This window comes from Burkholderia sp. HI2500, from assembly GCF_002223055.1.
In the GTDB taxonomy this organism is placed as follows: domain Bacteria; phylum Pseudomonadota; class Gammaproteobacteria; order Burkholderiales; family Burkholderiaceae; genus Burkholderia.
In genome coordinates this window covers 157,333-182,076 of sequence record NZ_NKFL01000005.1, presented here as the reverse complement: position 1 = coordinate 182,076, position 24,744 = coordinate 157,333, and the positions used below count along the sequence as shown (strand labels likewise).

At 67.3% G+C, this 24,744-nt stretch carries 28 protein-coding genes and 2 tRNA genes; 14 read left to right on the top strand and 16 right to left on the bottom strand.

The features are described from left to right. Positions 1-45: 45 nt before the first annotated feature. Positions 46-543, top strand: coding sequence for a GNAT family N-acetyltransferase (locus CFB45_RS13680; protein ID WP_089426075.1), 498 nt, complete (start codon positions 46-48; stop codon positions 541-543). 75 nt (positions 544-618) lie between these two features. Here the strand turns inward: CFB45_RS13680 and CFB45_RS13675 are convergent, their stop codons facing one another. The 4 genes from CFB45_RS13675 to CFB45_RS13660 all read right to left on the bottom strand — a co-directional run bounded on the left by CFB45_RS13675 (position 619) and on the right by CFB45_RS13660 (position 3,829). Further along, entirely contained in the window at positions 619-1,398 is a 780-nt protein-coding gene (locus tag CFB45_RS13675; RefSeq protein ID WP_089426631.1) for an ABC transporter ATP-binding protein, read from the bottom strand. Between the two features lie 17 nt (positions 1,399-1,415). Further along, positions 1,416-2,129 (bottom strand): ABC transporter permease, encoded by a 714-nt coding sequence (locus CFB45_RS13670; protein ID WP_011352853.1) that lies wholly within the window; start codon positions 2,127-2,129, stop codon positions 1,416-1,418. Then, on the bottom strand, positions 2,126-2,815 hold the full coding sequence (locus CFB45_RS13665; RefSeq protein WP_021158491.1) for an ABC transporter permease: 690 nt from the start codon (positions 2,813-2,815) through the stop codon (positions 2,126-2,128). The genes CFB45_RS13670 and CFB45_RS13665 overlap by 4 nt, the downstream gene beginning before the upstream one ends. A gap of 231 nt (positions 2,816-3,046) precedes the next feature. Beyond that, positions 3,047-3,829, bottom strand: coding sequence for an ABC transporter substrate-binding protein (locus CFB45_RS13660; RefSeq protein WP_143329843.1), 783 nt, complete (start codon positions 3,827-3,829; stop codon positions 3,047-3,049). A 369-nt stretch (positions 3,830-4,198) separates the two neighbouring features. On the opposite strand from CFB45_RS13660, the gene CFB45_RS13655 reads away from it, so the two are divergent. Further along, the gene (locus CFB45_RS13655) at positions 4,199-4,894 is read left to right on the top strand and encodes a pirin family protein (protein WP_089426073.1); all 696 of its coding nucleotides are present in this window, start codon (positions 4,199-4,201) and stop codon (positions 4,892-4,894) included. 72 nt (positions 4,895-4,966) lie between these two features. On the opposite strand, the gene CFB45_RS13650 is transcribed toward CFB45_RS13655, so the two are convergent. Next, positions 4,967-5,518 (bottom strand): periplasmic heavy metal sensor, encoded by a 552-nt coding sequence (locus CFB45_RS13650; protein ID WP_089426072.1) that lies wholly within the window; start codon positions 5,516-5,518, stop codon positions 4,967-4,969. Between the two features lie 224 nt (positions 5,519-5,742). Between CFB45_RS13650 and CFB45_RS13645 the strand changes: the two genes are divergently transcribed. Next, complete coding sequence (locus tag CFB45_RS13645) at positions 5,743-6,468, top strand: response regulator (RefSeq protein WP_009693256.1); 726 nt, start codon at positions 5,743-5,745, stop codon at positions 6,466-6,468. Beyond that, the gene (locus tag CFB45_RS13640; RefSeq protein WP_089426071.1) at positions 6,452-7,768 is read left to right on the top strand and encodes an ATP-binding protein; all 1,317 of its coding nucleotides are present in this window, start codon (positions 6,452-6,454) and stop codon (positions 7,766-7,768) included. The genes CFB45_RS13645 and CFB45_RS13640 overlap by 17 nt, the downstream gene beginning before the upstream one ends. A 42-nt stretch (positions 7,769-7,810) precedes the next feature. Here the strand turns inward: CFB45_RS13640 and CFB45_RS13635 are convergent, their stop codons facing one another. Beyond that, positions 7,811-8,077: a double-stranded DNA-specific endonuclease gene (locus tag CFB45_RS13635; RefSeq protein WP_011545926.1), complete on the bottom strand. Its 267-nt coding sequence runs from the start codon at positions 8,075-8,077 to the stop codon at positions 7,811-7,813. A 509-nt stretch (positions 8,078-8,586) separates the two neighbouring features. Here CFB45_RS13635 and CFB45_RS13630 point away from each other — a divergent pair. Together CFB45_RS13630 and CFB45_RS13625 are read left to right on the top strand one after the other, a co-directional pair. After that, entirely contained in the window at positions 8,587-10,344 is a 1,758-nt protein-coding gene (locus CFB45_RS13630; protein WP_089426070.1) for an ABC transporter permease, read from the top strand. Between the two features lie 22 nt (positions 10,345-10,366). Beyond that, positions 10,367-11,704, top strand: a complete 1,338-nt coding sequence (locus CFB45_RS13625; RefSeq protein ID WP_011352844.1) for an ABC transporter ATP-binding protein — start codon at positions 10,367-10,369, stop codon at positions 11,702-11,704. Between the two features lie 67 nt (positions 11,705-11,771). Here the strand turns inward: CFB45_RS13625 and CFB45_RS13620 are convergent, their stop codons facing one another. Beyond that, positions 11,772-12,266, bottom strand: a complete 495-nt coding sequence (locus CFB45_RS13620; RefSeq protein WP_089426069.1) for a hypothetical protein — start codon at positions 12,264-12,266, stop codon at positions 11,772-11,774. Further along, complete coding sequence (locus tag CFB45_RS13615; protein ID WP_089426068.1) at positions 12,263-12,814, bottom strand: hypothetical protein; 552 nt, start codon at positions 12,812-12,814, stop codon at positions 12,263-12,265. The genes CFB45_RS13620 and CFB45_RS13615 overlap by 4 nt, the downstream gene beginning before the upstream one ends. A gap of 288 nt (positions 12,815-13,102) precedes the next feature. Between CFB45_RS13615 and CFB45_RS39445 the strand changes: the two genes are divergently transcribed. The 3 genes from CFB45_RS39445 to CFB45_RS13600 all read left to right on the top strand — a co-directional run bounded on the left by CFB45_RS39445 (position 13,103) and on the right by CFB45_RS13600 (position 15,458). Beyond that, positions 13,103-13,312: a hypothetical protein gene (locus tag CFB45_RS39445; protein WP_089426067.1), complete on the top strand. Its 210-nt coding sequence runs from the start codon at positions 13,103-13,105 to the stop codon at positions 13,310-13,312. Between the two features lie 138 nt (positions 13,313-13,450). After that, positions 13,451-14,872, top strand: a complete 1,422-nt coding sequence (otsA, locus tag CFB45_RS13605) for an alpha,alpha-trehalose-phosphate synthase (UDP-forming) (protein WP_089426066.1) — start codon at positions 13,451-13,453, stop codon at positions 14,870-14,872. Further along, positions 14,865-15,458 (top strand): AAA family ATPase, encoded by a 594-nt coding sequence (locus tag CFB45_RS13600; RefSeq protein ID WP_089426065.1) that lies wholly within the window; start codon positions 14,865-14,867, stop codon positions 15,456-15,458. The genes otsA and CFB45_RS13600 overlap by 8 nt, the downstream gene beginning before the upstream one ends. Before the next feature lie 30 nt (positions 15,459-15,488). On the opposite strand, the gene CFB45_RS13595 is transcribed toward CFB45_RS13600, so the two are convergent. Both CFB45_RS13595 and CFB45_RS13590 read right to left on the bottom strand, forming a co-directional pair. Then, on the bottom strand, positions 15,489-16,856 hold the full coding sequence (locus tag CFB45_RS13595) for an MFS transporter (protein ID WP_089426064.1): 1,368 nt from the start codon (positions 16,854-16,856) through the stop codon (positions 15,489-15,491). A 159-nt stretch (positions 16,857-17,015) separates the two neighbouring features. Further along, positions 17,016-17,396 carry a DUF5594 family protein gene (locus tag CFB45_RS13590; RefSeq protein ID WP_039368496.1) on the bottom strand — a complete coding sequence of 127 codons (381 nt, stop codon included), beginning with the start codon at positions 17,394-17,396 and terminating at the stop codon, positions 17,016-17,018. A gap of 117 nt (positions 17,397-17,513) precedes the next feature. On the opposite strand from CFB45_RS13590, the gene CFB45_RS13585 reads away from it, so the two are divergent. Continuing rightward, positions 17,514-17,915, top strand: a complete 402-nt coding sequence (locus CFB45_RS13585) for a hypothetical protein (RefSeq protein WP_011352835.1) — start codon at positions 17,514-17,516, stop codon at positions 17,913-17,915. A gap of 183 nt (positions 17,916-18,098) precedes the next feature. Here CFB45_RS13585 and CFB45_RS13580 read toward each other — a convergent pair whose 3' ends face one another. Then, a complete protein-coding gene (locus CFB45_RS13580) occupies positions 18,099-18,407 on the bottom strand; it encodes a hypothetical protein (protein ID WP_089426063.1) in 309 nt (102 codons plus the stop codon). Between the two features lie 144 nt (positions 18,408-18,551). Between CFB45_RS13580 and eco the strand changes: the two genes are divergently transcribed. Beyond that, a complete protein-coding gene (gene eco, locus CFB45_RS13575; RefSeq protein WP_089426062.1) occupies positions 18,552-19,052 on the top strand; it encodes a serine protease inhibitor ecotin in 501 nt (166 codons plus the stop codon). Positions 19,053-19,081: 29 nt separating this feature from the next. Here eco and CFB45_RS13570 read toward each other — a convergent pair whose 3' ends face one another. After that, the gene (locus tag CFB45_RS13570) at positions 19,082-19,696 is read right to left on the bottom strand and encodes a TetR/AcrR family transcriptional regulator (RefSeq protein ID WP_089426061.1); all 615 of its coding nucleotides are present in this window, start codon (positions 19,694-19,696) and stop codon (positions 19,082-19,084) included. Between the two features lie 115 nt (positions 19,697-19,811). On the opposite strand from CFB45_RS13570, the gene CFB45_RS13565 reads away from it, so the two are divergent. Then, positions 19,812-20,552: an SDR family NAD(P)-dependent oxidoreductase gene (locus CFB45_RS13565; protein ID WP_089426060.1), complete on the top strand. Its 741-nt coding sequence runs from the start codon at positions 19,812-19,814 to the stop codon at positions 20,550-20,552. Between the two features lie 54 nt (positions 20,553-20,606). Here the strand turns inward: CFB45_RS13565 and CFB45_RS13560 are convergent, their stop codons facing one another. From CFB45_RS13560 to CFB45_RS13545, 4 genes are all read right to left on the bottom strand, one after another. Beyond that, a complete protein-coding gene (locus CFB45_RS13560) occupies positions 20,607-20,900 on the bottom strand; it encodes a hypothetical protein (RefSeq protein ID WP_256978231.1) in 294 nt (97 codons plus the stop codon). A gap of 253 nt (positions 20,901-21,153) precedes the next feature. Next, a tRNA-Met gene (locus CFB45_RS13555) sits at positions 21,154-21,230 on the bottom strand. A gap of 206 nt (positions 21,231-21,436) precedes the next feature. Further along, positions 21,437-21,511, bottom strand: a tRNA-Arg gene (locus CFB45_RS13550). Between the two features lie 154 nt (positions 21,512-21,665). Further along, on the bottom strand, positions 21,666-21,848 hold the full coding sequence (locus tag CFB45_RS13545) for a rubredoxin (RefSeq protein ID WP_006398668.1): 183 nt from the start codon (positions 21,846-21,848) through the stop codon (positions 21,666-21,668). 199 nt (positions 21,849-22,047) lie between these two features. Here CFB45_RS13545 and CFB45_RS13540 point away from each other — a divergent pair, with 199 nt between their 5' ends. Continuing rightward, the gene (locus tag CFB45_RS13540; RefSeq protein WP_089426058.1) at positions 22,048-22,452 is read left to right on the top strand and encodes a DUF4399 domain-containing protein; all 405 of its coding nucleotides are present in this window, start codon (positions 22,048-22,050) and stop codon (positions 22,450-22,452) included. 320 nt (positions 22,453-22,772) lie between these two features. Beyond that, positions 22,773-24,722, top strand: coding sequence for an ATP-binding cassette domain-containing protein (locus CFB45_RS13535; protein ID WP_089426057.1), 1,950 nt, complete (start codon positions 22,773-22,775; stop codon positions 24,720-24,722). Positions 24,723-24,744: the final 22 nt, after the last annotated feature.

The following is a 24,744-nucleotide window of genomic DNA, read 5'->3' as shown; positions in this document are numbered from 1 at the left end:
GCATCGTTTCCCGTTACAAGCCAGGGCCGGAGGAGGGCTCAACCCGTGCAAATCGACATCCGTTCCGCCACCGTCGCCGACGTGCCGCAGATCCTGCGTTTCATCACCGAGCTGGCCATCTACGAGAAGGCGGAACACGAAGTGATCGCGACGCCCGCGTCGCTCGAGCGCAGCCTGTTCGGCGAGGGATCGCCGGCGCGCGCGCTGATGTGCGAGGTCGACGGCGAGCCGGCCGGCTTCGCCGTGTATTTCTTCTCGTATTCGACGTGGCTGGCCCGGCAGGGGCTGTATCTCGAGGATCTGTACGTGTCGCCGCGCTTTCGCGGCGCGGGCGCCGGGCTGCGGCTCCTGAAGGCGCTCGCGCGGATCGCGGTCGAGTCGGGCTGCGGGCGTTTCGAGTGGAGCGTGCTCGACTGGAACGAGCCGGCGATCCGCTTCTACGAGAGCGTCGGCGCGGCGCCGCAGAGCGAATGGGTGCGCTACCGGCTCGCAGGCGACGAACTGCGCGCGTTCGCCGACGCCGCGCCGGTCGACGCCGCCTAACGCCGCGTCAATGCAAAACGGGCGCCGCGCGGCGAACCGCGGGGCGCCCGTTCACGCGTCGCGACGCGTGCGATGTTACTTGAGGCTGCCCGACAGGAACCCGCGCAGGCGTTCGCTCTTCGGGTTCGCGAACACCTCGGACGGCACGCCTTCTTCCTCGACGCGGCCCTGGTGCAGGAACATCACGTGGTTCGACACGTTGCGCGCAAAGCCCATCTCGTGCGTGACGACGATCATCGTGCGGCCTTCCTCGGCCAGCTTCTGCATCACCTTCAGCACTTCACCGACGAGTTCCGGGTCGAGCGCGGAAGTCGGCTCGTCGAACAGCATCACGTCCGGATGCATCGCCAGCGCGCGCGCAATCGCCACGCGCTGCTGCTGGCCGCCCGACAGGTGCGACGGATACTGCTTCTCGACGCGCGGCGCGAGGCCGACTTTCTCGAGATACTCGCGTGCGCGCTCCTCAGCTTCCTTCTTCGGGATGCCGAGCACGTTCACCGGCGCTTCCATCACGTTCTCGATCACGTTCATGTGCGACCAGAGGTTGAAGTGCTGGAACACCATCGACAGCTTGGTGCGTACGCGCTGCAGCTGCTTCGTATCGGCGGCGCGCAGCGCGCCGGTCTTGTCGAGCGCGGTGCGCACTTCCTCGCCGTCGACGAAGATGCGGCCCGCGTTCGGCTGCTCGAGGAAGTTGATGCAGCGGAGCATCGTGCTCTTGCCGGAACCGGACGAGCCGATCACGCTGATCACGTCGCCCGAGTTCGCCTTCAGCGAGACGCCCTTGAGCACCTCGTTGTCGCCGTACCGCTTGTGCAGATCGTCGACGAAAAGCTTTTGAGTCTGGGAATTCATCATAGTCCTGCGAAAACTTACTTGCCTTGCGGGCGCAGATACGCGAGCCAGCGGCGCTCGGCCTGGCGGAACAGCCAGACGAGCGTGAACGAGATCACGAGATAGAGCAGGGCGGCGATGCCGAACGCATGGAACGACATGTAGGTCGCCGAGTTGACGTCGCGGGCGATCTTCAGGATGTCCGGCACGGTCGCGGTAAATGCAACGGTGGTCGCGTGCAGCATCAGGATCACCTCGTTGCTGTACAGCGGCAGCGCGCGGCGCAGCGCCGACGGCAGGATCACGCGGCGGTACATCGTGAACGTCGACATGCCGTACGCGCGCGCGGCTTCGATCTCGCCGTACGACGTCGCCTTGATCGCGCCCGCGAAGATCTCGGTGGTGTACGCGCAGGTGTTCAGCGTGAACGCGAGCAGCGTGCAGTGCATCCCGTCGCGGAAGAACGCGTCGAGCATCGGCGTGCCGCGCACGGCCTGCAGGCTGTAAAGGCCCGTGTAGCAGAGCAGCAGCTGCACGTAGAGCGGCGTGCCGCGGAACACGTACGTGTAGAGCCACACGGCGCCCGACAGCCACTTCTTCTTCGACACGCGCGCGACCGCGAGCGGTATCGACAGGCAGAAGCCGAGGCCGATCGACACGACCAGCAGCCACAACGTGATCGCGACACCGGTGATGCGATAGCCGTCGGTGTAGAGATAGTTGCGCCAGTATTCTTGGATGAGTTCGATCATAGGTCAGCCTTGCGGACGCCGGTCGAGTAGCGCTTTTCGAGCCACATCAGCACGAAGTTCGAGATCGTCGTGATCGCGAGGTAGACGGCACCCGCGATCAGCGTGAAGAAGAAGAACCGCAGCGTGCCCTTGCCGGCGTCCTGCGACGCCTTCACGACGTCGGCGAGGCCGATGATCGACACGAGCGCGGTCGACTTCACGAGCACCTGCCAGTTGTTGCCGATGCCGGGCAGCGCGAAGCGCATCATCTGCGGGAACATGATCCGCGTGAACACCTGCCAGTTCGTCATCCCGTACGCGCTGCCGGCCTCGAGCTGGCCGCGCGGCACCGACAGGAACGCGCCGCGGAACGTCTCGGTGAAATACGCGCCGTAGATGAAGCCGAGCACGAGCACGCCGGCGAGGAACGGGTCGATGTCGATCTGGTCCCAGCCGAGCGCGTCGGTCGCCATGTTCAGCCAGATCTGCAGGCTGTAGAACAGCAGCAGCATCAGCACGAGGTCGGGCACGCCGCGGATCAGCGTCGTGTAGACGGTGCCGACGCCGTTCGTGAAGCGGTTGCGCGACAGCTTCGCGCCCGCGCCGAGCAGGCCCAGCAGGAACGACAGCGCAAGCGAAAGCACCGCCAGTTTGACGGTTTGCCAGGTGCCAGCGAGGATCAGCGGGCCGTAACCTTGTAGAAACATTGAGTGGTCCCTGGTGTGGTCCCTTAGGGCGCACGCGGTGCGCCGCCAAAGACGCGTTCCGCCCAAGCTGCGCGGAACGCCCCGTGCGTATCATGACCGTCCGCCCCGGCATCGGTGCCGGGCCCGCCCGTCGCGCGAGCGGCGGGCAGGGGGCGGGCGGCGCGTGGTTGACTGCCTGTACTGCCCGGGTGCGGGGCCGCCCCCGCATCCGTCGTCTCTTCTTTTCGTTGCTCAGCGGGCCGAAGCCGAATAGACGCTGAACGCGAAATACTTGTGCGACAGCCGGTCGTACGTGCCGTCCTTGTGCATGTCGGCCAGCGCCTGGTTGATCTTGAGCTTCAGGTCCGTATCTTCCTTGCGCAGGCCGATCGCGGTGCCGTCGCCGATCGTCTTCGGATCCTTCACTTCCGGCCCGGCAAACGCGAAGCCCTTGCCGCGCGGCGTGCGCAGGAAGCCGTAGTCGGCCTGCAGCTCGTCCTGCAGCGTCGCGTCGAGACGGCCCGAGCCGAGGTCGGCATAGACCTGGTCCTGGTTCTGGTAAGGAATGATCGTCACGCCCTGCGGCTCCCAGTACGCCTTCGCGTAGGTTTCCTGCGTCGAGCCCTGCTCGACGCCCACGCGCTTGCCCTTCAGCGATGCAACCGTCGGCAGCAGCGGCGAGCCGGTCTTCGCGATCATCCGCGCCGGCGCGTCATAGACCTTGTCGGAGAAGTCGATCTGTTCGCGGCGCTTGTCCGTGACGGTCAGCGACGACACGATGACGTCGTACTTCTTCGCCTTCAGCGCCGGGATGATCCCGTCGAGATCCTGCGCCACCCACACGCATTTCACGTTGATTCGCTTGCAGATTTCCTTGGTGAGATCGACGTCGAAACCGACGATCTCGCCGCTCGGCGCGGTCGACTCGAACGGCGGGTAGCTGGCGTCGACGCCGATCCGCACGGTCTTCCACTCCTTCGCGAAGGCGCTGCCCGCCATGAGGGCGAGGGCGGCGCACAGGGCGGCCTTCTTCATTTCCATCCTTCTGTTGCTGACTTTCCGGGAGCACTCGCGGCCGGTTGGACCGGGCGCCGCGGCGTATTCTAGACGGCCAAAAATCGCCGATCGGCGCTCTGGCAATGGCGGCCGCCGGAACGGCGAACGCCAAAAGGCCGGTATTTTACCCGAACGCGATACCCGGAAACCGGCAATCCGGGCCGACCGATCGATTCTTCGACGCATTGATCCGGCTGTTGCGATAATCGCCGCATTCGCAATGGACATTGCATCGATTGCATCCGCAGGTGCAACGATGCGGTGCGCAGGCGGCGGATTGTGGCGCGATTGGCACACTCATACAGTGATGGCATGGCAGAACCCTGCATCCCACGGAGTGTCCGTTCCATGTTCCAGATCCGCCGCGCCGCCGATCGCGACCAGCGCAGCCATGGCTGGCACGAATTCCTTCACAGCTTTCCTGGGGCGTCCGGCCGGAGCGGGCCGCCGGCGTTCGGCGCGTTGCGCGAACTGAACGAGGAGTGCATCGCGCCGACCCGCGGCTACGGGATGCGGCCGTACCGCGACGCGGAAATCGTCACCTACGTGCTCGACGGCGCGCTCGCGCATCGCGACAGCCTCGGCAACGGGGCGATCGTCCGTGCGGGCGGCGTGCAGCGCATGAGCGCCGGCAGCGGTGTCATGCTGAGCGAAACCAACGCGTCGCGTGACGAGCCGCTGCGCCTGCTGCGGATCTGGCTCGCGCCGGCCGGGGCAGGCGGCCGGCCCGGCTACGTGCAGACGCGCTTTGCCGATGACGAGAAACGCGGCCGGCTGCGGCTCGTCGCGGCGCCGGACGGTGGCGACGGTGCGCTGCCGATCGGTGCGGACGCCCGCATCTTCGCGGGGCTGATCGACGGCGACGAGGCGGCGGCGTTCGACGTGCCGGCCGGGCGCCGCGCGTACGTGCACGTGGTGCGCGGCGACGTCGAGGTGAACGGCTACGCGCTGTCCGCGGGCGACGGCGCGCGGATCGGTGCCGTGGACGCGGTAGCGTTCGCGCGCGGCCAGACGGCCGAGGTGCTGCTGTTCGACGTCGCCTGAAACGCAAAAAAAGGGGACGCGGGCCGGTGCCCGCGTCCCCTTCGATGCCGCTGCGCGGAGCGGCCCGCCGGCTTACTGCGCCGGCGCCGACGCGGCCTTGGCCGCGCGATGCTGCTCCCAGCGCTCCTTCATCTTCTCGTGGCGCTGTTCCATCTTCGCGAACTGCTGCTTGAGCGCCGTGCTGACCATCGTCTTCTGCTGGTCGTTCAGCCCGTTGTAGAACGTGAGCCATGCGGCGGACGTCTGCTCGCGCAGTTGCGCGTTCTGCGCCTCGGCCTGCTGGCGTGCCGAGTGCATCGCGCTCAGGTCGAGGATCGGCTGGTTCTGCTGCGCCTTGAACTGGTCGCGCATCTGCTCGTGGCTCTTGCGCATCGCGTCACGGTTCTGCTTCATCGTGTTGACGGCCGCCTGCCATTGCTGTTCCTGCGACGCGTTGAGCTTCAGCTGGTCGTGCAGTTTCATGATCGCGCCGAACGGGCCGCCTTCGTGCCCGCCGTGCATCTGGTGCATGCCGGGGCCGCCCGGAGGCGGCATGTCGTTGGGCTGCGCGGCATGCGCGGTGCCGAATGCGAGAGCGAGCACGGTGGCGGCCGCGATGGCCACGCGGGAAGTCTTCTTATACATTTCAGAAACTCCTTGTATCCAAAGGGTCCGGCGATGCGGGTCCGGGAAAACCGGGCGCCGCATCCGGTAAGACGCAGGTTAGCGATGCAGGCTGCGGCCGGTGTTACGTGGGGCGGTGGCCGGGTTACCGCGCATTACAGTTCCCTTGCGCGGTAACCCGCAGTAACCCTTTCGTCCCTTTGTTTCGTTCTTCGACTCCGCCCTCGCGCGGTAAACTTCGAGCCATGACTACCCAGATCCTCATCGTCGACGACGACCAAGAACTCCGAGACCTGCTGCGCGACTACCTCGTGCGCCAGGGGATGGAAGTGTCCGTGCTGCACGACGCGGCGACGCTCGAGAAGCGCCTCGAGCGCGAGCGGCCCGACCTGATCGTGCTGGACCTGATGATGCCGGGCGTCGACGGCCTGACCGCGCTGCGCCAGCTGCGCGCGGCCGGCGACGACATCCCCGTGATCATGCTGACCGCGCGTGCGGACGACGTCGACCGCATCGTCGGGCTCGAGCTCGGCGCGGACGACTACCTCGGCAAGCCGTTCAACCCGCGCGAGCTGCTCGCGCGCGTGCAGGCCGTGCTGCGCCGCCGCCGCGCGACGCCGTCGGCGGCGGCGCCCGAACAGCGCGAGCCGTTCGCGTTCGGCCGCTTCGTGCTCGACTTCCAGGCGCGCACGCTGTCGGTCGACGGCAAGCCGGCCACGCTGTCGAGCAGTGAATTCGCGCTGCTGAAGATCTTCGTGAACCATGCGTTGCGCACGCTCACGCGCGAGCGGCTGCTCGAGCTGCTGCACGGGCCCGAGTACGACGGCACCGACCGCGGCATCGACGTCCAGGTGTGGCGCCTGCGCCGCATCCTCGAAACGGATCCGTCGACGCCGCGCTTCATCCAGACGGTGCGCGGGCGCGGCTACGTGTTCGTGCCCGACGGCGAGGCCCATGCGCAAACCCATTGATTCACTGTTCGGGCGGCTGGCGCTGCTCGTCGTCGGTGTCCTGCTCCTGTCGCACTTCGCGTGGTTCTTCGCGATGCGGCTCGAGCGCAGCCAGATGCAGACGCGTTACGCGGTCGAGGAGGCCGCGTTCCTGGTCGACGCGGTGCGCCAGCACGTCGCGCGCACGCCCGACCAGCCGCTGCCGTCGCGCGTGCGGCTCGTGTCGCCGGACAGCGCCGACGTGCCGAAGGGCGGTGATGCGGGGCTGCCGCCGCCGCTGAAGCGGTTCCGCGACGACGTGAGCGACCGCATGCCGCCCGGCACGCAGGTCGAGATCGGCACGCCCGGACATCCGCCGGTGCTGTGGGTGAAGGAGCCGACCGACCGCAACTGGATCGTGGTGCCGGTTCAGCCGCTGCGGCCGCCGCGCTCGCTCGACCGGATGCTGTTGTGGCTCGGCACGATCTTCTCGGCCGGCGTGATCGCCGCGCTGTTCGCGGCCTGGCAGCTGCAGCAGCCGCTGCGTTCGCTGGCACGCGCGGTCGCGCGCTTCGGCCGCGGCCAGCCGGTGCCGCCGCTGCGTGAGCGCGGTCCGCGCGAGCTGCGCCAGCTCACGCATGGCTTCAACCAGATGGTGGAACAGGTGTCGCAGGCCGAGAGCGACCGCGCGGTGATGCTCGCGGGCGTGGCGCACGACCTGCGCACGCCGCTTGCGCGGATGCGGCTGCGGGCGGAAATGATGGACGACGCCCGGTTGCGTGATGGCGTCGTGCGCGACGTCGATTCGATGTCGCACATCGTCGATCAATTCCTGGTGTTCGCGCACGGCGGGTCCGATCGCAGCGAGCCGGTGCCGGTCGATCAGGCGTGCGAGCGGATCGCGCGCAGCTATCGCGCGGTCGCGCCGAACGCGCCGGCGGTCCAGACCCGGCTCGACGCCGATCCGGGCTTCCGGCTGCCGACGGCGACGCTCGACCGGATCCTGTCGAACCTGCTGGACAATGCGCATGCGTATGGTGCGCCGCCCGTGCTCGTCGAGACGGCGCGCACGCCGACCGGCTACGTGTTGTCGGTGAGCGACAGCGGCGGCGGGATCGCGCCGCGCGACCTCGCGGCGGCCACGCGGCCGTTCGTGCGGCTCGACCCGGCGCGCGGCGGCAACGGTCACAGCGGGCTCGGGCTCGCGATCGTCGAGCGGCTCGTGCTCAGGCTGGGCGGGACGTGCGACATCGGCAACCGCCCCGAAGGCGGCCTGCGTGTCGCGATGACGTTCCCGTTCGAGGTCGTGCCGAAGGACGAACCCCACGCACAGGCCGCATGAGCGGCTGCGGCGCCGGCCCGGACGGGCTGGCGCCGCGTGCCATCATTCGCCGAACAGCGTGCCGAGCGTCTCGGCCGCGTTGCTGTCGATGGTGTTGTAGGTCACGGTGGTGGCCTCGAAGATGTAGACGGTCGTGTACCGGCCGAGGCGCTCCAGGATTTCCTCCTGCAGCGATTCCGGCACGACGTTCATGTTCAGGTACCACGCCGTCGACGACAGCCGCGTCTGGAACGACCCGTACTCCTGCATCAGTTCGTAGAACGCGTCGGCATCCTGATCGCGGCAGACGATCACCAAGTTTCCTGCCATTCCCTTTCCTCCCGCTCGTCGATCGATCCCCAGCGCCTGTTGACATCGGGCACGCGCATGCGTTGCCGTCGGACCATCCGCAACAGACCCCGAGGGCCAGCCCTGATCATACCCGCATAGTCGTATCCGGCTGGTGACGCCCGACATGGTTTGCGCGCACGTGCGGCTGGCGGGTTCCCGGGCGGGCCGGATCACGGCATAATTCGGGCCTGCATGCCGGCCGAAAGACTGCGGCCGGGGCTGCTCGACCCGCGCACCCGCCATCCGCCCGCGCGCCAGGCACGATCCGTGCGCCGCCTGCGCCGTTCCCGGACGGTTGTACCTGAAATACAGGTTGGTGTAGTGTCGTGCCGTCGCGGCCGACTCGTCCGGGGCGCGGCAGCGCGTGCACGCACGGCGCACCGCGCTCGCGCGCGATCGTCAGTCAATCGAATTACCGCACCCGTGCGCTTTGCCATGAATCAACATCGACTGCCGGCTTCGTTCGGCCTTACCGGGGAGGGCGCCTGATGGACGTCGGATTCTTCAATCCGAACCGGACCGCCAACGCGTCCGCGTGGCGCGTCCTGCCGAACCGGTGGGATTTCATCGCGTTTCCGCTGATCATCTGCCTGATCGCGATGGCGGTCGTCGGTTTCCACGAAACGATGGCGCCGATCGGTACCCTGCAGACGCAGAAGATCTCGCTCGACCCGTCGAACCTGCCCGAATACGCGTTGCGCACCACGCTGCGGATGCTTGCCGCGATGGTCGCGTCGCTTGCGTTCACGCTGATCTACGGTACGCTCGCCGCGAAAAGCCGGCGTGCCGGCATGGTGCTGATCCCGATCCTCGACATCCTGCAGTCGGTGCCGGTGCTCGGCTTCATCTCGTTTACCGTCACGTTCTTCCTCGCGCTGTTCCCGAGCCGCGTGCTCGGCGCCGAGCTCGCGGCGATCTTCGCGATCTTCACGAGCCAGGCGTGGAACATGACGTTCAGCTTCTACCAGTCGCTGCGTACGGTGCCGCGCGACCTGGACGAAGTGTCGCGGGGTTTCCACCTGACGTCGTGGCAACGCTTCTGGAAGCTCGAAGTGCCGTTCTCGATGCCGGGCCTGATCTGGAACATGATGATGTCGATGTCGGGCGGCTGGTTCTTCGTCGTCGCGTCGGAGGCCATCACCGTCGGCAACCAGACTATTACGTTGCCGGGCGTCGGCGCGTATCTCGCGCAGGCGATCTCGGACAAGAACCTCGGTGCGATCGGCTGGGTGATCCTCACGATGACGGTCGTGATCGTCGCGTACGACCAACTGCTGTTCCGCCCGCTCATCGCGTGGGCCGACAAGTTCCGGATGGAGAACACCGCGTCGGGCGATGCGCCGCAATCGTGGCTGCTCGACCTCGTGCGCCGCACGCGCCTGATTCATCAGTTGCTCGTGCCGGCCGGCTGGTTCTTCGCGAAGGCCGCGCGGATTCCGCTGCGCCTGCCGCTGTCGGGGGCGATGCGCTTCTCGCTGCCGAAAGTCGAGAAGAAGGCGTCACGCACGGTCGACATCGCGTGGGCGACCCTCGTGCTGCTCGGCACGGCGTATATCGTGTGGCGTGTCATCAGCTTCGTGTCGACCGGCGTGACGATGGCCGAGGTCGGTCACGTGCTGGTGCTGGGGCTCATCACGCTGCTGCGCGTGGTCGTGCTGATCTCCATCGCGTCAGTGATCTGGGTGCCGATCGGCGTGTGGGTCGGGCTGCGCCCGAAGCTGGCCGAGAAGCTGCAGCCGCTCGCGCAGTTCCTCGCCGCGTTTCCGGCCAACCTGCTGTTCCCGGTGTTCGTGATCGTGATCGCGCGCTTTCACCTGAACGCCGATATCTGGCTGTCGCCGCTGATCGTGCTCGGCACGCAGTGGTATATCCTGTTCAACGTGATTGCCGGCGCGACGTCCTACCCGAACGACTATCGCGAAGCCGCGACGAACTTCCGCATCCGTGGCTGGCAGTGGTGGCGGCAGGCGATCCTGCCCGGCATCTTCCCGTATTACGTGACCGGCGCGATCACCGCATCGGGCGGCGCGTGGAACGCGAGCATCGTGTCGGAAGCCGTGCAGTGGGGCAATACCAAGATCGAGGCGCACGGCCTCGGTGCCTATATCGCGCAGACCACCGCCGCCGGCGATTTTCCGAAGATCATCCTGGGCATCGCCGTGATGTCCCTGTTCGTTACCCTGTTCAACCGCCTGCTGTGGCGTCCGCTGTATGCCTTCGCCGAAGCGAAGCTGCGGCTCGACTGAGACCGATTGAGAGCGAAACGCGATGCACAATCCGAATGCTGTAAACGCCCCCGTCCAGACGAACCAGCCGCCGCGCCTCGGTGAGGAAATCCTGCGCGTCGATCACGTCTGTCGCGGCTTCAACAAGACGCAGGGCGAATTGCTCGTGCTCGACGATGCGAACCTGTCGCTGCGCGAAGGCGAGATCGTCGGGCTGCTCGGCCGTTCCGGCTCGGGCAAGTCGACGCTGTTGCGCATCATCGCCGGGCTGATCGAGCCGACCGGCGGTGAAGTGACCTATCTCGGCCAGCCGCTGCGCGGCCCGGCCGAAGGCGTCGCGATGGTGTTCCAGACCTTCGCGCTGTTCCCGTGGCTCACCGTGCTGCAGAACGTGGAAGCCGGCCTCGAGGCGCTTGGCGTCGGCGCACGCGAGCGGCGTGAGCGTGCGCTGGCCGCGATCGACCTGATCGGTCTCGACGGCTTCGAGAACGCGTACCCGCGCGAGCTGTCGGGCGGCATGCGCCAGCGCGTGGGCTTTGCGCGCGCGCTCGTCGTCGACCCGACGATCCTGCTGATGGACGAGCCGTTCTCCGCGCTCGACGTGCTGACGGCTGAGACGCTGCGTACCGACCTGCTCGATCTGTGGACGCAGGGCCGGATGCCGATCAAGTCGGTGCTGATCGTCACGCACAACATCGAGGAAGCGGTGTTCATGTGCGACCGGATCCTCGTGCTGTCGTCGAACCCGGGCCGCGTGATCGCCGAGATCAAGGTGCCGTTCAAGCATCCGCGCAACCGGCTCGACCCGGCGTTCCGCAAGCTCGTCGACGACATCTACGCGAAGATGACGGCCCGCCAGACCGGCGAGGCGACGAAGAAGGGGCTCGAGCTCGGCAGCTGGCTGCCGCAGGTGTCGACCAACCTGATGGCCGGCCTGATCGAGACGCTCGCGATGGCGCCGTACCACGGCCGCGCGGACATGCCGGAAATCGCGCGCACGCTGCATCTGGAAGTCGACGACCTGTTCCCGATCGCCGAAGTGCTGCAGTACCTCGGCTTCGCGGACGTGCGGGAAGGGGACGTGTTCCTGACGCCGCCGGGGCGCGTGTTCGCGGAATTCGGCACGCAGGAGCGCAAGCTGATGTTCGCGGATCACCTGCTGAAGCACGTGCCGCTCGCCGCGCGGATCAAGAAGGTGCTGAACGAGCGCCCGGGCCATCGTGCGCCGCGCGTGCGCTTCGAGCAGGAGCTGGAGGATTTCCTGTCGGACGGCGCCGCCGAGGAGACGCTCGACGCGGTGATCGACTGGGGCCGTTACGGCGAGATCTTCTCGTACAACGACCAGACCGAGATTTTCAGTCTCGAGGACGTCGAGTCCTGATCGACGTGCCGGGCCGTGCGGCCCGGCATGCGTGTGCGCCGCGCGTCACGCGCGGCGTATCGCACACTTACTGCAGATTCCCCCACCGGTCGACCGCCGGTTCCGCGGACGCCCACTTCCAGTGCGTGCCTTGCTGGCACGCATTCGCGAAATACCAGTCGGCCTTGTTGCCATCCTTCACCGAGAACGCGAATTCCTTGCAGATCGCGAGCGCCGACGCGTACGCGCGGGTGACGCGCACTTCGCCTTCGCCGTTTTCGAGCGGCAGCGTGTTCTTCACCTTCCACGGCTTCACTTCGCCGACGGCCAGGCTGCCGGCCGTCTTCGCGATCGCGTCCTGCTGGTTCTGATGGAGCTGCTTCATCGTGCGGTTGACGGCTTCGTCGGTCGCGGCCTGCACGGCAATCCCGACGCCGACGCCGACCGCCGGGTTCGCGGTGACGAGGCCCGTCGCCGCGCCGGCGAGGGCGCCGCTCGCCGCGCCGACCGACCCGCAGCCCGACAGCGTGGCCGTTGCCGCGCACAGCGCGCCGATGGCCGCGATACGGAGCGCGACGCTCATTGCAGCGCACCCCAGCGTTCGGTCGCCGGTTCGGCCGATGCCCATTTCCAGACGGGGCCGTCGCGGCAGATCGTGGCGACGTAGAAGGCCGATTGCGCGGCTTTGTCGGGTTTCGCGGGCGTATCGACCGCGAACACGATTTCCTTGCAGTCGAGCGGGCCGATGCTGATCATCCGGCTGACCGTCACGCGACCCTGCTCGTCGTCCTCGATCGGGAACGAGTGGTGCGTCGACCACGGCGCCACGCCGCCCACGTCGAGCGGGCCCGCCGCCTTCGCGATCTGTTCCTGGGTGTAGCGGTGTGCGACCCGCTGCGAGTACTGGACGCCCGCCCGCGCCCCGGCGACGGCGCCGAGGCCGATGCCCGTCGCGACGGCGGCGTTGTTGGTGACCTTGGAGGCGATCGCGGCGCCCGCGATACCGGCGCCGGCAGTCGCGCCTTCGCTGTACAGCGAGTTGCAGCCGGACAGCAGTGCGGCCGTGGCGATCACGGCCAGCACGACGCGCGCCGGCGTGGCCCGGCGCGGCGATTCGAAACGAATGTTCATCCCTGAGTGCAAGTCCTGTCTGGGTGAGCGGCGTGGCATGCACACCGTCATGCCGCGTCATTGTTTCGCAATTGTCATAGGAAAACTGCAAAGCTTTGACAAATCGCCGTGCGGCAGGCCGCGTGCGCGCGAGCGGCGTTATTGTCGGATAGATGCTTGCGGAGGGGTCGAAACGTTACAACTTGAAGGTAATTGTTACCTTCGGATGCGATCAGGCGACCTAGACTGTTGTGCTATGGAATGTTTCTACGACGGCCTTGGGCCGCGCCGCATATGAGACACCCAGCTATGCGCCGTTCGAAACGGCTATCACCTCGGCCGCCAGACGCGGCGGCCGTCCGTCCGGAAGACCGCCCGCGTCCGCGGACCGACGCGCCATCGGCGCCGCCGCCGGGCGCGCCCGACGACACGCCGTCGGACGGCGATCACAACCAGGGCGGCGCCCGCCCGGAAGGGCTCGACTATCAACGTGACCTCGGTCAGGAGCAGGACGCGTGATTCCGTCGTAGCCGCATTCCACCGCCGTATTTCATCGCAATTCTCGGAACTGAATCGCCGCGCGGCCGCCTTCGGGCCGCCGCGCCCGCTTTGGCGTGCGTCGCGCGCCAGCTAATCGAATCGAGGAGGGGAAGTCGCATGAGCAGATTGATCGTGGTATCGAACCGTGTCGCCGCCGGCGAGGACACGCGCCCGAGCGCGGGTGGCCTTGCGGTCGGCGTGATGGACGCGCTGAAGGAAACGGGCGGCGTCTGGTTCGGCTGGAACGGCGAGATCGTCGGCGCACCCGACACCGAGCCCGCGATCCAGCGGGACGGCAACGTCACCTATGCGACGGTCGGGCTGACCCGGCGCGACTACGACCAGTACTACCGCGGCTTCTCGAATGCGACGCTGTGGCCGGTGTTCCATTACCGCGGTGATCTCGCGCGCTTCGACCGCCAGGAGTACGCGGGCTACCTGCGCGTGAACGCGATGCTCGCGAAGCAGCTCGCCGCCTTGCTGCGCCCCGACGACCTGATCTGGGTGCACGACTATCACCTGTTGCCGTTCGCGCATTACCTGCGCGAGCTCGGCGTGAAGAACCCGATCGGCTTCTTCCTGCACATTCCGTTTCCGTCGCCCGACATGCTGCGTCTCGTGCCGCCGCACGAGGAACTCGTGAAGTTCATGTGCGCGTACGACGTCGCGGGTTTCCAGACCGAGGCCGACAAGCAGGCGTTTACCGACTACATCGAGCGGCGCGGGATCGGCGCGGCGAGCGACGACGGGATGCTGCACGCGCATGGCCGCGTCGTGAAGGTCGCCGCCTATCCGATCGGCGTGCATCCCGACGCGATCGCGCAGGCGGCCGTCCAGTACGGCACGCGCAAGCCGGTGAAGATGCTGCGCGAGGCGCTCGACGGCCGCAAGCTGGTGATGAGCGTCGACCGCCTCGATTATTCGAAGGGGCTCGTCGAGCGCTTCCAGTCGTTCGAGCGGATGCTCGCGAACGCGCCGGGCTGGCAAGGGCGTGTGTCGCTGCTGCAGATCGCGCCGCCGACGCGTTCCGACGTGAAGACCTATCAGGACATCCGCGAAACGCTCGAGGGCGAGGCCGGCCGCATCAACGGCCGCTTCTCGCAGCTCGACTGGACGCCGATCCAGTACCTGAACCGCAAGTACGAGCGCAACCTGCTGATGGCGTTCTTCCGGATGTCGCAGGTGGGCTACGTGACGCCGCTGCGCGACGGGATGAATCTCGTCGCGAAGGAGTACGTCGCGTCGCAGGATCCGGCCGATCCGGGCGTGCTCGTGCTGTCGGAGTTCGCGGGCGCGGCGGCCGAGCTGACCGGCGCGCTCCTCGTCAATCCGTACGACCTGTCGCAGATGGCCGAGGCGCTCGAGCGCGCGCTGTCGATGCCGCTCGCGGAGCGGCAGGCGCGCCACGAGGAGAACCTCGCGCGGCTGCGCGCGAACGACCTGTCGGTCTGGCGCGATACGTTCGTCGCCGACTTGCGCAGCGTCGCGGCGGCCGCGTCGGTCACGCGGCGCGTGGGCCGGCGGGTTGCGCATGCGTGAGGTCGTGCAGGCGCCCGGCGCCGCCGACGATGCGGGCGAGGAAGCCGCACGCCGCTTCTTTATCGTCACCGGTGGCCCGGGCTCGGGCAAGAGCACATTGCTCGACGCGCTCGAACGCGCCGGTTTCGCGCGCTCGCAGGAAGCCGGTCGCGGCGTGATCCGCGACCAGATGGCGATCGACGGCCAGGCGTTGCCGTGGCGTGACCCGGCGGCGTTCGCCGAGTTGATGCTGAGCTGGGAGATGCGCTCGTACGATCTTGCGCGCCACGCGCGCGGGCCCGTGTTCTTCGATCGCGGCGTGCCGGACGTGGTCGGCTATCTACGGCTGACAGGGCTCGCGGTGCCCGCGCATGCGGAAGCCGCGGCCCGCCGTTTCCGCTACCACCGGCGCGTGTTCATCGCGCCGCCGTGGCCGGACATCTATGCGCAGGACACTGAACGCCGGCAGGATTTCGCGGAAGCCGTGCGCACCTACGACGCGATGGTCGAGTGCTACACGTCATATGGCTACCGGCTGATCGAACTGCCGCGCGACAGCGTGCAGGCGCGCGTGCGCTTCGTGACGGACGCGCTCGGCGCGGAATGACGGGCAGGACCGAGGACGGCGAGCGATGTGTCAGGTCGCCGTGTCCGGCCGCGGCGACGTGATGCGCAGCATGCTGACGACCGCGGCCACCGCCGCGAATGCCGCGGCGACATAGAGCGCGATCGTCGGCCCGCGATCGGGCACGAGCCCGAAAATCAACGCGACGAGCGCGGCGCCGAGCGTCTGCCCGGTCAGCCGCGCGGTGCTCAGCATGCCGCCCGCGCCACCGCTGCGCTCGCGCGGCGCCGACGACAGCATCGCGCGGTTGTTCGGCGACTGGAACAACCCGAAGCCCGCACCGCACAGCGCCATCCGCCACACGATGTCGACGGTGCCCGGGTGCGCGCCGATCGTCGCGAGCGACAAGAGCCCGGCCGCGAACAGCGCGAGCCCGATCCCGCCGAGGATGCCGGCCGAATAGCGATCCGACAGCACGCCCGCGAGCGGCGCGGCAAACACGATCACGAGCGGCCAGGGCGTCATGTACAGGCCCGTCTCGACCTGCGAGAAGCCGAGCGAATTCTGCAGCCAGAACGGCAGCGCGACGAACGCGAGCATCTGCGACGTGAACGACGCCGTCGACGTATAGACCGACAGCGCGAACATCGGGATGCGCATCAGGTCGACCGGCAGCAGCGGCGCCGGCTGCGACAGCTGGCGCTTCACGAAGAAGTAGCCGACGACGAACGCGACGGCCAGCTCGGCCGCGACATACGCATGGCTTTCGCCATGGCCGAGCCCGTCCACGGCCGTGATCAGCAGCCCGAACACGCACGCGTTCATCACCGCGCTCGCGAAATCGTACGGTGCGTCGTGCAGCGGGTTGGCCGGCAGCGCACGCACGCTGCCGACTACCGCGGCGATGCCGATCGGCACGTTGACCGCGAACAGCCACGGCCACGACGCGAACGACAGGATCGCGGACGCGACCGTCGGCCCGATCGCCGACGACAGCGCCACCACCATCGCATTGATCGACAGCCCGCGCCCGAGCATCGACGACGGGTAGATCATCCGCACGAGCGCCGCGTTGACGCTCATGATGCCGGCCGCGCCGAAGCCCTGGATCACGCGCATCACGGCCAGCATCGGCAACGAGCCGGCGAGCGCGCAGCCGAGCGACGCAGCGGTGAACAGCGCGAGCCCCGCGATGTAGATGCGGCGATAGCCGATGCGCTCGCCGAGCGACGCGAGCGGCAGCAGCGTGATCGTGACCGCGAGCTGGTACGCGTTGACGATCCAGATCGAGGCGGCGTCGGATGCGTGCAGGTCGCGCGCGATCGTCGGCAGCGCGACGTTGGCGATGGCGCCGTCGAGCACGGCGAGCGTGATGCCCAGTGCGACGCAGACGATCGCCCAGTAGCGTTGCGGAAGCGGCAGGCCGGTATCGGCGTTCATGGCGGGAGCAGAGGCGTGGTTGTCCGCGCGCCCGGTTGCCGGTTGCGTGCGCAACCATGCGCAAGGGTGGAGGCGGTGATGAGCGGCCCGGCCGGCGCAACGGCACCGGAGCGGGGCCGGTCGAGTGTATCACCGGGCCGCATCGCGCGACGCCGGCGCTCAGCCTTCGAAGTCGAGGCCGCCGAGCCGCACGAGCGGGTCGGCCTGCGTGCGCGACAGGAGATCGATGTCGCGCGCGCTCTGCCATGCCCCCAGCTTTTTCGGCAGCGCGGCGAGGTAGTGCTCGAAGCGTTGCGGGCCGTCCGGCTCCATCAGCCGCTCGATTTCGTCGGTGTCCCAGGTCAGTTCGAGATTCAGCGGATGGTCGAAGCCGCTGACGTGCTCGTGCGGCGCGCTGCGGATCTGCACGCGCGTCGGGTGCCCGTGGCCGCCATACGGGACGACGTCGGTCAGCACGTGTTCGGCGAAGAAGGCGGCGATTGCCTGTGCGATGCGCGGGGCGAATTCGGTATCGAAACGGCGGGCGGTTTCCGGCTGCATGACGGCGTCTCCTGTATGCCGAAAATCGTAGCACGGCGACGGCGCCTTTCGATGGGCGTGATACCGGTAATCGCGCGTTACCACTTGCTGCATCTATTACTGCCGCAAGCCGCCACAATGCATCGCATCCAGTACCACTTCGCGTGGGAGTCCATCATGAAAAAAATTGCCGCAGTGTGTGTCCTCGCCGGTTCGCTTGCCGTGGCAGGCCCGGCGTCCGCGCATGGCCGCGACGGTGGCGCCGTCATCGGCGCGTTGATCGGCGGCGCGGTGCTCGGCGCGATCGTGACGTCCGCGATGAATCCGCCCGTCGCGTATCAGGCGCCCGCGTACCAGGCACCGGCTTATCAGCCGCCGACGTACTACCAGGCGCCCGCGTATCAGCAGCCTGCGTATCCGACCTACCAGCAGGCGCAGTACCAGGACGACGGCCCGAACTATTGCTACGACCGCTACCAGCGCGCGTATGTGTGCGGCGCGCCCGTCTCGGGTGGCTACGCGCAGCCGGCCGGCTGGTGAGCAGGCTGACGCGCGAAGCGTGAGCAGGCGGCGGTGGCGCCGTTCGCTTCACCGCACCGAACGACAAAAAGGCCCTCGCTTCATGCGAGGGCCTTCGTCTTTTGCGCGGCCGTCCGTTCGTCCGCGTGACGCGTCGGCCATCGTGGCGCGCGGCACGCGGATACAAACGGTTGCAAATGCGCGTCAGTGGCGATGGCCGCCGCCGCCTCCGCCGCCATCGTTCCAGTCGCCGCGGTGTCCGCCGCCGCGCCCCCAGCCGTTGCCGCGGTTGCCGCGATCGCCGTCCCAGCGATGGTAGTCGCGCCGGCCGCGATCCCAGTCGCGTCCGCCGCCACCGCCCCAGATATTGACCGTGCCGTACACGGGCGAAGGGGCGTACGCGTAGCCGGGATCGGAATAGTAAGGCTGCCCGTAGCCGTATCCGGCGTCCGGGGCGACGACGCAGCCGGCCAGCAGGGTGGCGACGCCGGCGGCAGCAATGAGCTTCAGCATGATGTTCTCCGTTGGTTCCCGTATAAGTACCGCGCAAGGGGATTGCCAGCTGTTTGCAATTGTGTCGTCAAATTACAGCGGCGTAAGGTCGTGTGACGGAAGTGTTAGCATCCGGGGCTCATTTTGTTTTTCAGGAGTACATCGATGAAATTCGCGATCCGGGCCGCACTGGCCGCCTTCTGCGTGACGACAGCCGCCGCCTGCGTGGCGGGGCCCGCTTCGGCGCCCGCCGTGACGGCCGAGTCGATCAAGATGTTTCCGCAGGCAGCGGCCGGCCAGCAGCGCGTCGTGATCGCGCTGCCCGCGCTCGAGAACGAAGGCGATGCGCGTGTCGAGCTGATGATCGGCAAGACGCTGCAGACCGACTGCAACCAGCAGTGGTTCGGCGGCGAGCTGACCGCCGAGGACGTGAAGGGCTGGGGCTATACGTACTACCAGCTCACCGACGTGAAGGGGCCGGCCTCGACGCTGATGGCATGCCCGGGCCAGGCGCCGCAGCAACGGTTCGTGCAGGTGCGCGGTGACGGCCAACTGCTGCGCTACAACAGCCGCCTGCCGCTCGTCGTCTATGTGCCGGACGGCTTCGAGGTGCGCTATCGCGTGTGGCATGCGTCGAAGGACGTGCAACACGCAGCAAAGCAGTAACGTTACGGCGCGGCCGCGGCCTCCTGCCGCTACGCGCCGCCCGTACCGACGAGCGCTGGCCATGCGGCCAGCGCGGCTTGCGCGACGGCCTCCAGATCGCGACGGCTCGCACCGTCGCGCGCCTGGATCGACATCCCCTGCTGGACCGTGACGTAGTACCGCGCGATCGCATCGAGGTTCGCTTGTGCGGCGATCTCGCCGGTCGCGACCCCTTGCATGAGACGTTCGCGCAGGTGCTCGACCGTGCGCTCGCGCATCGCGATCAGCGTTTGCCGAACCGTATCGGAGCGCTCGGCCGGATGCAGTGCCGACAGCACGATCAGGCAGCCGGCCGGCTTCGACCGCCGCGTGAACACGCGTGCGGTATCCATCAGGTAGTTCCGTACGGCGTCGTGCGCGCTGCCGGCCTGTTCGACGCCGCCCCAGATTTCCCGCCCCTCCGTTGCGCTGTAATGCTCGAGCGCCAGCCGGAACAACGCTTCCTTGCTGCCGAATGCCGCATACAGGCTCGGCGACGCGATGCCCATCGCGGCCGTCAGGTCGGCCATCGACGCGCCTTCGTAGCCGAGGCGCCAGAACACCTCCATCGCGCGATCCAGCGCCGCTTCCTTGTCGAAGCTTCTCGGTCGGCCCCGTTCAGCCATTGCGTCCGTTCCTTCATCGATTTCTGTATCGATCGATAAATTAAATCAATTGACTGTGTCGCGCAACTTGCCACATTCTGTGTCGGTCGTTACATAAATGAGGAAAGGAACCGACATGAACCGACTTCAGGGCAAGCGTGCACTCATCACGGGCGGCAGCCGCGGCATCGGTGCGGCGATCGCGAAACGGCTGGCGGCCGAGGGCGCGGACGTCGCGATCACCTATGAGAAATCGGCGGAGCGGGCGCAGGCCGTCGTCGCCGGCATCGAGGCGCTGGGCCGCCGTGCCGTTGCGATCCAGGCCGACAGCGCCGATCCGGTGGCCGTGCGCGACGCGGTCGATCGTGCGGCGGAGGCGTTCGGCGGTCTCGACATTCTCGTCAACAACGCGGGGATTTTCCGGGCCGGCGCGCTGGACGACCTCACGCTCGACGATATCGACGCGACGCTGAACGTGAACGTGCGCGCGGTGATCGTCGCGTCGCAGGCGGCGGCGCGGCATCTCGGGGAGGGCGGGCGCATCGTGTCGACGGGGAGTTGCCTCGCCACGCGCGTGCCCGATGCGGGGATGAGCCTCTATGCGGCGAGCAAGGCCGCGCTGATCGGCTGGACGCAGGGGCTTGCGCGCGATCTCGGTTCGCGCGGCATCACGGTCAATATCGTGCATCCGGGGTCGACGGATACCGACATGAACCCGGCCGACGGCGAACATGCCGGTGCGCAGCGTTCGCGGATGGCGATCCCGCAGTACGGCAAGGCCGACGACGTGGCGGCGCTCGTCGCGTTCGTGGTCGGGCCGGAAGGGCGGTCGATCAACGGGACCGGGTTGACGATCGATGGTGGTGCGAACGCGTGAGTGCGTGAATGCCGACGCCCGGCGTGATTGTTCGACCGGGCGGCGTTGCGTTCGTTATCGGCAGCCGAGCCGGTGATGCTCGGTTTCGAGATCGGCGCGCTTGTCGTAAGCGCGCAGCTCGTTGCGGGGTTTGCCGTCCGGGGCCATTCCGCGCACGACCTTCTGGCCGCGGTCGGGGGCGTGCGTGACGGCGTCGATCCCGGCGGCCAGTTCGCGGCAGCGTGCGTCGGGGGAGAGGTTTTCCGCGTGCGGGGCTGCAGCGTTCGTGATGTTGGCGATGCCGGGGCTGACATAGCGCGGCTTCGCGGGTGCGGTAAGGGTGTCGGCGGCGTTTGCCGTGCCGGTCATCGCTGAAAGCGCGGCGAGTGCCGCGATCGTTCGAATCATTGCGGGAGTCCGGGTGCTGAAGAAGGTTCGGAATTCTACGCAATATTGGGCGCAGGGCCGTGGCGATCGGGCGGGATGCGATCGTGTGTCGCAGGGGACTTCGAAGGCTGAATGATCCTCGATCCGAATGTGATGCTGGCAGGCCTTGAGCACACGCAGCAGCACATGCGGAAAGCAAGAAGCCCGCTTGCTTTCGCAGAGCGGGCTTCGGTATTGGTTGCGGGGGTAGGATTTGAACCTACGACCTTCGGGTTATGAGCCCGACGAGCTGCCAGACTGCTCCACCCCGCGGCGCGAAGTGTACTAGGGCTGATGTGGAGAGTCAATCGATTGGTGATTTGCGTCGAATGGAATCGGCGGCTCACTTTCAACAAGCGCGAGATCCGGCGTGCAGGTTGGCTGCCGATGCTTCCCGATCCGCTTCGACGTCAGGCGCCTTTCGTCGCCGCCGTTGCGGTATGCGATCGTGGGAAAGTGGATGAGGCCATGAGGATGGCTGGTCCCCCCGACAGGAATCGAACCTGTATCTAGCGCTTAGGAGGCGCTTGTTCTATCCATTGAACTACGGGGAGAGCCATGTCCAGGGAACGCAAAAAACGCGAACCGGACGGCGGTGTGGACAGCGCGCAGAGTATAGCAAACGCGCGGCGCGTCGGCGGGGCGGAATGCATGCCGACGCGCGTGATCGCGTCATCACCCGCGATCGGAAATCAGCGCGTCAGCGAATCAGAAATCGACGACGACGAAATCTTCCTTGCCCACATCGCACAGCGGGCAGCGCCAGTCGGCGGGAATGTCGGCGAAGCGGGTGCCGGGCGCGATGCCTTCGTCGGGCAGCCCTTCCGCTTCGTTGTAGACCCACCCGCAAATCAGGCAGACCCAGCTCTGGTATTCGGTTACTTCGCTCATGTAGCGCTCGGGAAAATGGAAATTCGGTGATGCCGTCCGCGGCGTGGCCGGCGGACGAAAGGCGCAATGGTACCGGAATTTCGTCGAACGGCTCCGCAACGTCGTTTTAAACGTACGCATCGCGAACAACGCAACCGAAACACGCCTGCCGTGCGTGCGGTGTATGCTTCCGAGGCTGTCCAATCATAAGGAGAATGCGATGCTGAACAGAAAGTGGATCGCAGGTGCGGTATGCGTGGCGGCGATGGCCGTGTCGACGATGGCGCGGGCCGAGGCGCGCGTGTATTTCGAAGCGCCGAGCGAGGGCGCGACGGTGTCGAACCCGGTGCACGTGAAGTTCGGGCTCGAAGGAATGGAGCTTCGACCGGCCGGCGACAACACGCCGAACACTGGCCATCATCACCTGCTGATCGACGGCCGGCCGATTCCGAAGGGCGACGTGATCCCCGCGAGCGAACGTTCGCTGCACTTCGGCAAGGCGCAGACCGAGACCGACATCAAGCTGCCGCCCGGCCAGCACACGCTGACGCTGCAGTTGGGCGACGGCATGCACCGCTCGTACGGCCCCGAATTGAGCTCGACGATCACGGTCAACGTGAAGTAATTGCACGTGCCGCGTACGGGCGCCCAGGGCGTCCGACGCGGAATGATCCATCGGACGGCCGCAGCATCCGGCCGACGCAGGCGTTTTGCCCGGAACGCACGCCCGGCGTTCCGCGAACGGAAGCCGGGCGCGCCCGGCGCGTGCCAGCGAAGCGCATTGCGTCGATGCGCTTCGATCGACGCCCCGCCTGCCTGCCGCCAAACGCACGTTCCAACCCGCCTCCCAACCCGTTTGCCGGCCTTATCCGTCCGGCCATACCGGCAACGCCGCTCGCGACCGGTACAATGGGCGCTTCCGATTTCTCTCTTCGCCGTCTCCCCATGTCGCTCTATTCCATTTCCGGTGCGCAGCTCGCGTTCGGTCACGTCGCGTTGCTCGATCACGCGGATTTCTCGCTGGAAGCCGGCGAGCGCGTCGGCCTGATCGGCCGCAACGGCGCGGGCAAGTCGTCGCTGCTGAAGATCGTCGCCGGGCTCGCGAAGCCCGACGACGGGCTGGTCACGCGCCAGCAGGAACTCGTGACCGTCTACGTGCCGCAGGAGCCCGAATTCGAGCCGGGCGCGACGGTGTTCGAGGCAGTCGCATCGGGGCTCGCGCACACGCGCGAACTGCTCGAAGAATATGATTCGATCGCGCACCGCCTCGCCGATATACCCGAAGGCGCCGAGCACGATGCGCTGCTCGCGCGGATGAACGTGCTGCAGTCGTCGCTCGATGCGCACGACGCGTGGAGCTGGCGCACGCGCGTGTCGATGACGCTCGCGCAGATCGGCCTGGCGGACGTCGATGCTCCCGTCGATGCGTTGTCGGGCGGGATGCAGAAGCGTGTCGCGCTGGCGCGCGCGCTGGTGCTGCAGCCCGACGTGCTGCTGCTCGACGAACCGACCAACCACCTCGACTTCGACGGCATCCGCTGGCTGGAAGAACTGCTGGTCGCGCAGCGCGCCGGCCTGCTGTTCATCACGCACGATCGCGCGTTCCTCGACCGCGTCGCGACGCGCATCGTCGATCTCGATCGCGGCCGCCTGCTGTCGTACCCGGGCAATTTCTCCGCGTACCAGACGCGCAAGGCACAGCAGCTCGAAATCGAGCGCGTGGAAAACGAGAAGTTCGACAAGTTGCTCGCGCAGGAGGAAGTGTGGATCCGCAAGGGCGTCGAAGCGCGCCGCACCCGCAGCGTCGGCCGCATCGCGCGGCTCGTGCAGATGCGCAACGAGCGCGCGGAGCGCCGCAACACGCTGGGCAACGTGAAGCTGGATGTCGCGCAGGGCGAGAAGTCCGGCAAGATCGTCGCGGAGCTGACCGACGTGACGAAGCGCTACGGCGGCCGCGCGGTCGTCGATCGTTTCTCGACGACGGTGATGCGCGGCGACAAGATCGGCTTCATCGGCCCGAACGGCGCCGGCAAGACGACGCTGCTCAAGCTGATTCTCGGCGAACTGAAGCCCGACGAGGGCACGGTGCGCATCGGCACCAACCTGCAGGTCGCCTATTTCGACCAGATGCGTGCACAGCTCGACCAGGAGAAGAGCCTCGCGGATACCATCAGCCCCGGCAGCGAATGGGTCGAGATCGGCGGCGTGCGCAAGCACGTGATGAGCTATCTCGGCGATTTCCTGTTCGCGCCGGAACGCGCGCGTTCGCCGGTGAAGTCGCTGTCGGGCGGCGAGCGCAACCGGCTGCTGCTCGCGCGCCTGTTCGCGCGTCCGGCCAACGTGCTGGTGCTCGACGAACCGACCAACGACCTCGACATCCAGACGCTCGAACTGCTCGAGGAGCTGCTGGCCGACTACGACGGTACGGTGCTGCTCGTCAGCCACGATCGCGCGTTCCTCGACAACGTCGTGACGTCGGTGATCGCGGCCGAGGGCGACGGCAAATGGCGCGAATACGTGGGCGGCTTCAGCGACTGGCAGATCCAGAGCGCGCGTGCCGATCAGCTCGCGCAGCAGGAAGCCGCGAAGCGTGCGGTCAAGGAAGCCGCGCCCGTCAAGGAAGAGGCGGCGAAAAGCGCCGCGGGCCGCAACACGCAACGCACGGTGAAGCTGTCGTTCAACGAGCAGCGCGAGCTCGATTCGCTGCCGGAGAAGATCGCGGCGCTGGAAGAGGAGCAGAAGACGATCAATGCGCGGCTCGAAGACGGCTCGATTTTCGCGAAGGATCCGCAGGAAGGCACGCGCCTGACCGAGCGGTTCGCGGCGATCGACGACGAATTGCTCGAAGCGCTCGAGCGGTGGGAAACGCTCGAGGCGAAGCGCAAGCCCGCGTAAAACGCAGACGCGTCGCGCGGCC

What these genes read in the sequence shown, in the direction of transcription:
- CFB45_RS13675 (WP_089426631.1), bottom strand. Translation starts at nt 1,398, where the DNA reads ATGAATTCCCAGACTCAAAAGCTTTTCGTCGACGATCTGCACAAGCGG.
- CFB45_RS13670 (WP_011352853.1), bottom strand. Translation starts at nt 2,129, where the DNA reads ATGATCGAACTCATCCAAGAATACTGGCGCAACTATCTCTACACCGAC.
- CFB45_RS13665 (WP_021158491.1), bottom strand. Translation starts at nt 2,815, where the DNA reads ATGTTTCTACAAGGTTACGGCCCGCTGATCCTCGCTGGCACCTGGCAA.
- CFB45_RS13660 (WP_143329843.1), bottom strand. Translation starts at nt 3,829, where the DNA reads ATGAAGAAGGCCGCCCTGTGCGCCGCCCTCGCCCTCATGGCGGGCAGC.
- CFB45_RS13655 (WP_089426073.1), top strand. Translation starts at nt 4,199, where the DNA reads ATGTTCCAGATCCGCCGCGCCGCCGATCGCGACCAGCGCAGCCATGGC.
- CFB45_RS13650 (WP_089426072.1), bottom strand. Translation starts at nt 5,518, where the DNA reads ATGTATAAGAAGACTTCCCGCGTGGCCATCGCGGCCGCCACCGTGCTC.
- CFB45_RS13645 (WP_009693256.1), top strand. Translation starts at nt 5,743, where the DNA reads ATGACTACCCAGATCCTCATCGTCGACGACGACCAAGAACTCCGAGAC.
- CFB45_RS13640 (WP_089426071.1), top strand. Translation starts at nt 6,452, where the DNA reads ATGCGCAAACCCATTGATTCACTGTTCGGGCGGCTGGCGCTGCTCGTC.
- CFB45_RS13635 (WP_011545926.1), bottom strand. Translation starts at nt 8,077, where the DNA reads ATGGCAGGAAACTTGGTGATCGTCTGCCGCGATCAGGATGCCGACGCG.
- CFB45_RS13630 (WP_089426070.1), top strand. Translation starts at nt 8,587, where the DNA reads ATGGACGTCGGATTCTTCAATCCGAACCGGACCGCCAACGCGTCCGCG.
- CFB45_RS13625 (WP_011352844.1), top strand. Translation starts at nt 10,367, where the DNA reads ATGCACAATCCGAATGCTGTAAACGCCCCCGTCCAGACGAACCAGCCG.
- CFB45_RS13620 (WP_089426069.1), bottom strand. Translation starts at nt 12,266, where the DNA reads ATGAGCGTCGCGCTCCGTATCGCGGCCATCGGCGCGCTGTGCGCGGCA.
- CFB45_RS13615 (WP_089426068.1), bottom strand. Translation starts at nt 12,814, where the DNA reads ATGAACATTCGTTTCGAATCGCCGCGCCGGGCCACGCCGGCGCGCGTC.
- CFB45_RS39445 (WP_089426067.1), top strand. Translation starts at nt 13,103, where the DNA reads ATGCGCCGTTCGAAACGGCTATCACCTCGGCCGCCAGACGCGGCGGCC.
- otsA (WP_089426066.1), top strand. Translation starts at nt 13,451, where the DNA reads ATGAGCAGATTGATCGTGGTATCGAACCGTGTCGCCGCCGGCGAGGAC.
- CFB45_RS13600 (WP_089426065.1), top strand. Translation starts at nt 14,865, where the DNA reads ATGCGTGAGGTCGTGCAGGCGCCCGGCGCCGCCGACGATGCGGGCGAG.
- CFB45_RS13595 (WP_089426064.1), bottom strand. Translation starts at nt 16,856, where the DNA reads ATGAACGCCGATACCGGCCTGCCGCTTCCGCAACGCTACTGGGCGATC.
- CFB45_RS13590 (WP_039368496.1), bottom strand. Translation starts at nt 17,396, where the DNA reads ATGCAGCCGGAAACCGCCCGCCGTTTCGATACCGAATTCGCCCCGCGC.
- CFB45_RS13585 (WP_011352835.1), top strand. Translation starts at nt 17,514, where the DNA reads ATGCATCGCATCCAGTACCACTTCGCGTGGGAGTCCATCATGAAAAAA.
- CFB45_RS13580 (WP_089426063.1), bottom strand. Translation starts at nt 18,407, where the DNA reads ATGCTGAAGCTCATTGCTGCCGCCGGCGTCGCCACCCTGCTGGCCGGC.
- eco (WP_089426062.1), top strand. Translation starts at nt 18,552, where the DNA reads ATGAAATTCGCGATCCGGGCCGCACTGGCCGCCTTCTGCGTGACGACA.
- CFB45_RS13570 (WP_089426061.1), bottom strand. Translation starts at nt 19,696, where the DNA reads ATGGCTGAACGGGGCCGACCGAGAAGCTTCGACAAGGAAGCGGCGCTG.
- CFB45_RS13565 (WP_089426060.1), top strand. Translation starts at nt 19,812, where the DNA reads ATGAACCGACTTCAGGGCAAGCGTGCACTCATCACGGGCGGCAGCCGC.
- CFB45_RS13560 (WP_256978231.1), bottom strand. Translation starts at nt 20,900, where the DNA reads ATGACCGGCACGGCAAACGCCGCCGACACCCTTACCGCACCCGCGAAG.
- CFB45_RS13545 (WP_006398668.1), bottom strand. Translation starts at nt 21,848, where the DNA reads ATGAGCGAAGTAACCGAATACCAGAGCTGGGTCTGCCTGATTTGCGGG.
- CFB45_RS13540 (WP_089426058.1), top strand. Translation starts at nt 22,048, where the DNA reads ATGCTGAACAGAAAGTGGATCGCAGGTGCGGTATGCGTGGCGGCGATG.
- CFB45_RS13535 (WP_089426057.1), top strand. Translation starts at nt 22,773, where the DNA reads ATGTCGCTCTATTCCATTTCCGGTGCGCAGCTCGCGTTCGGTCACGTC.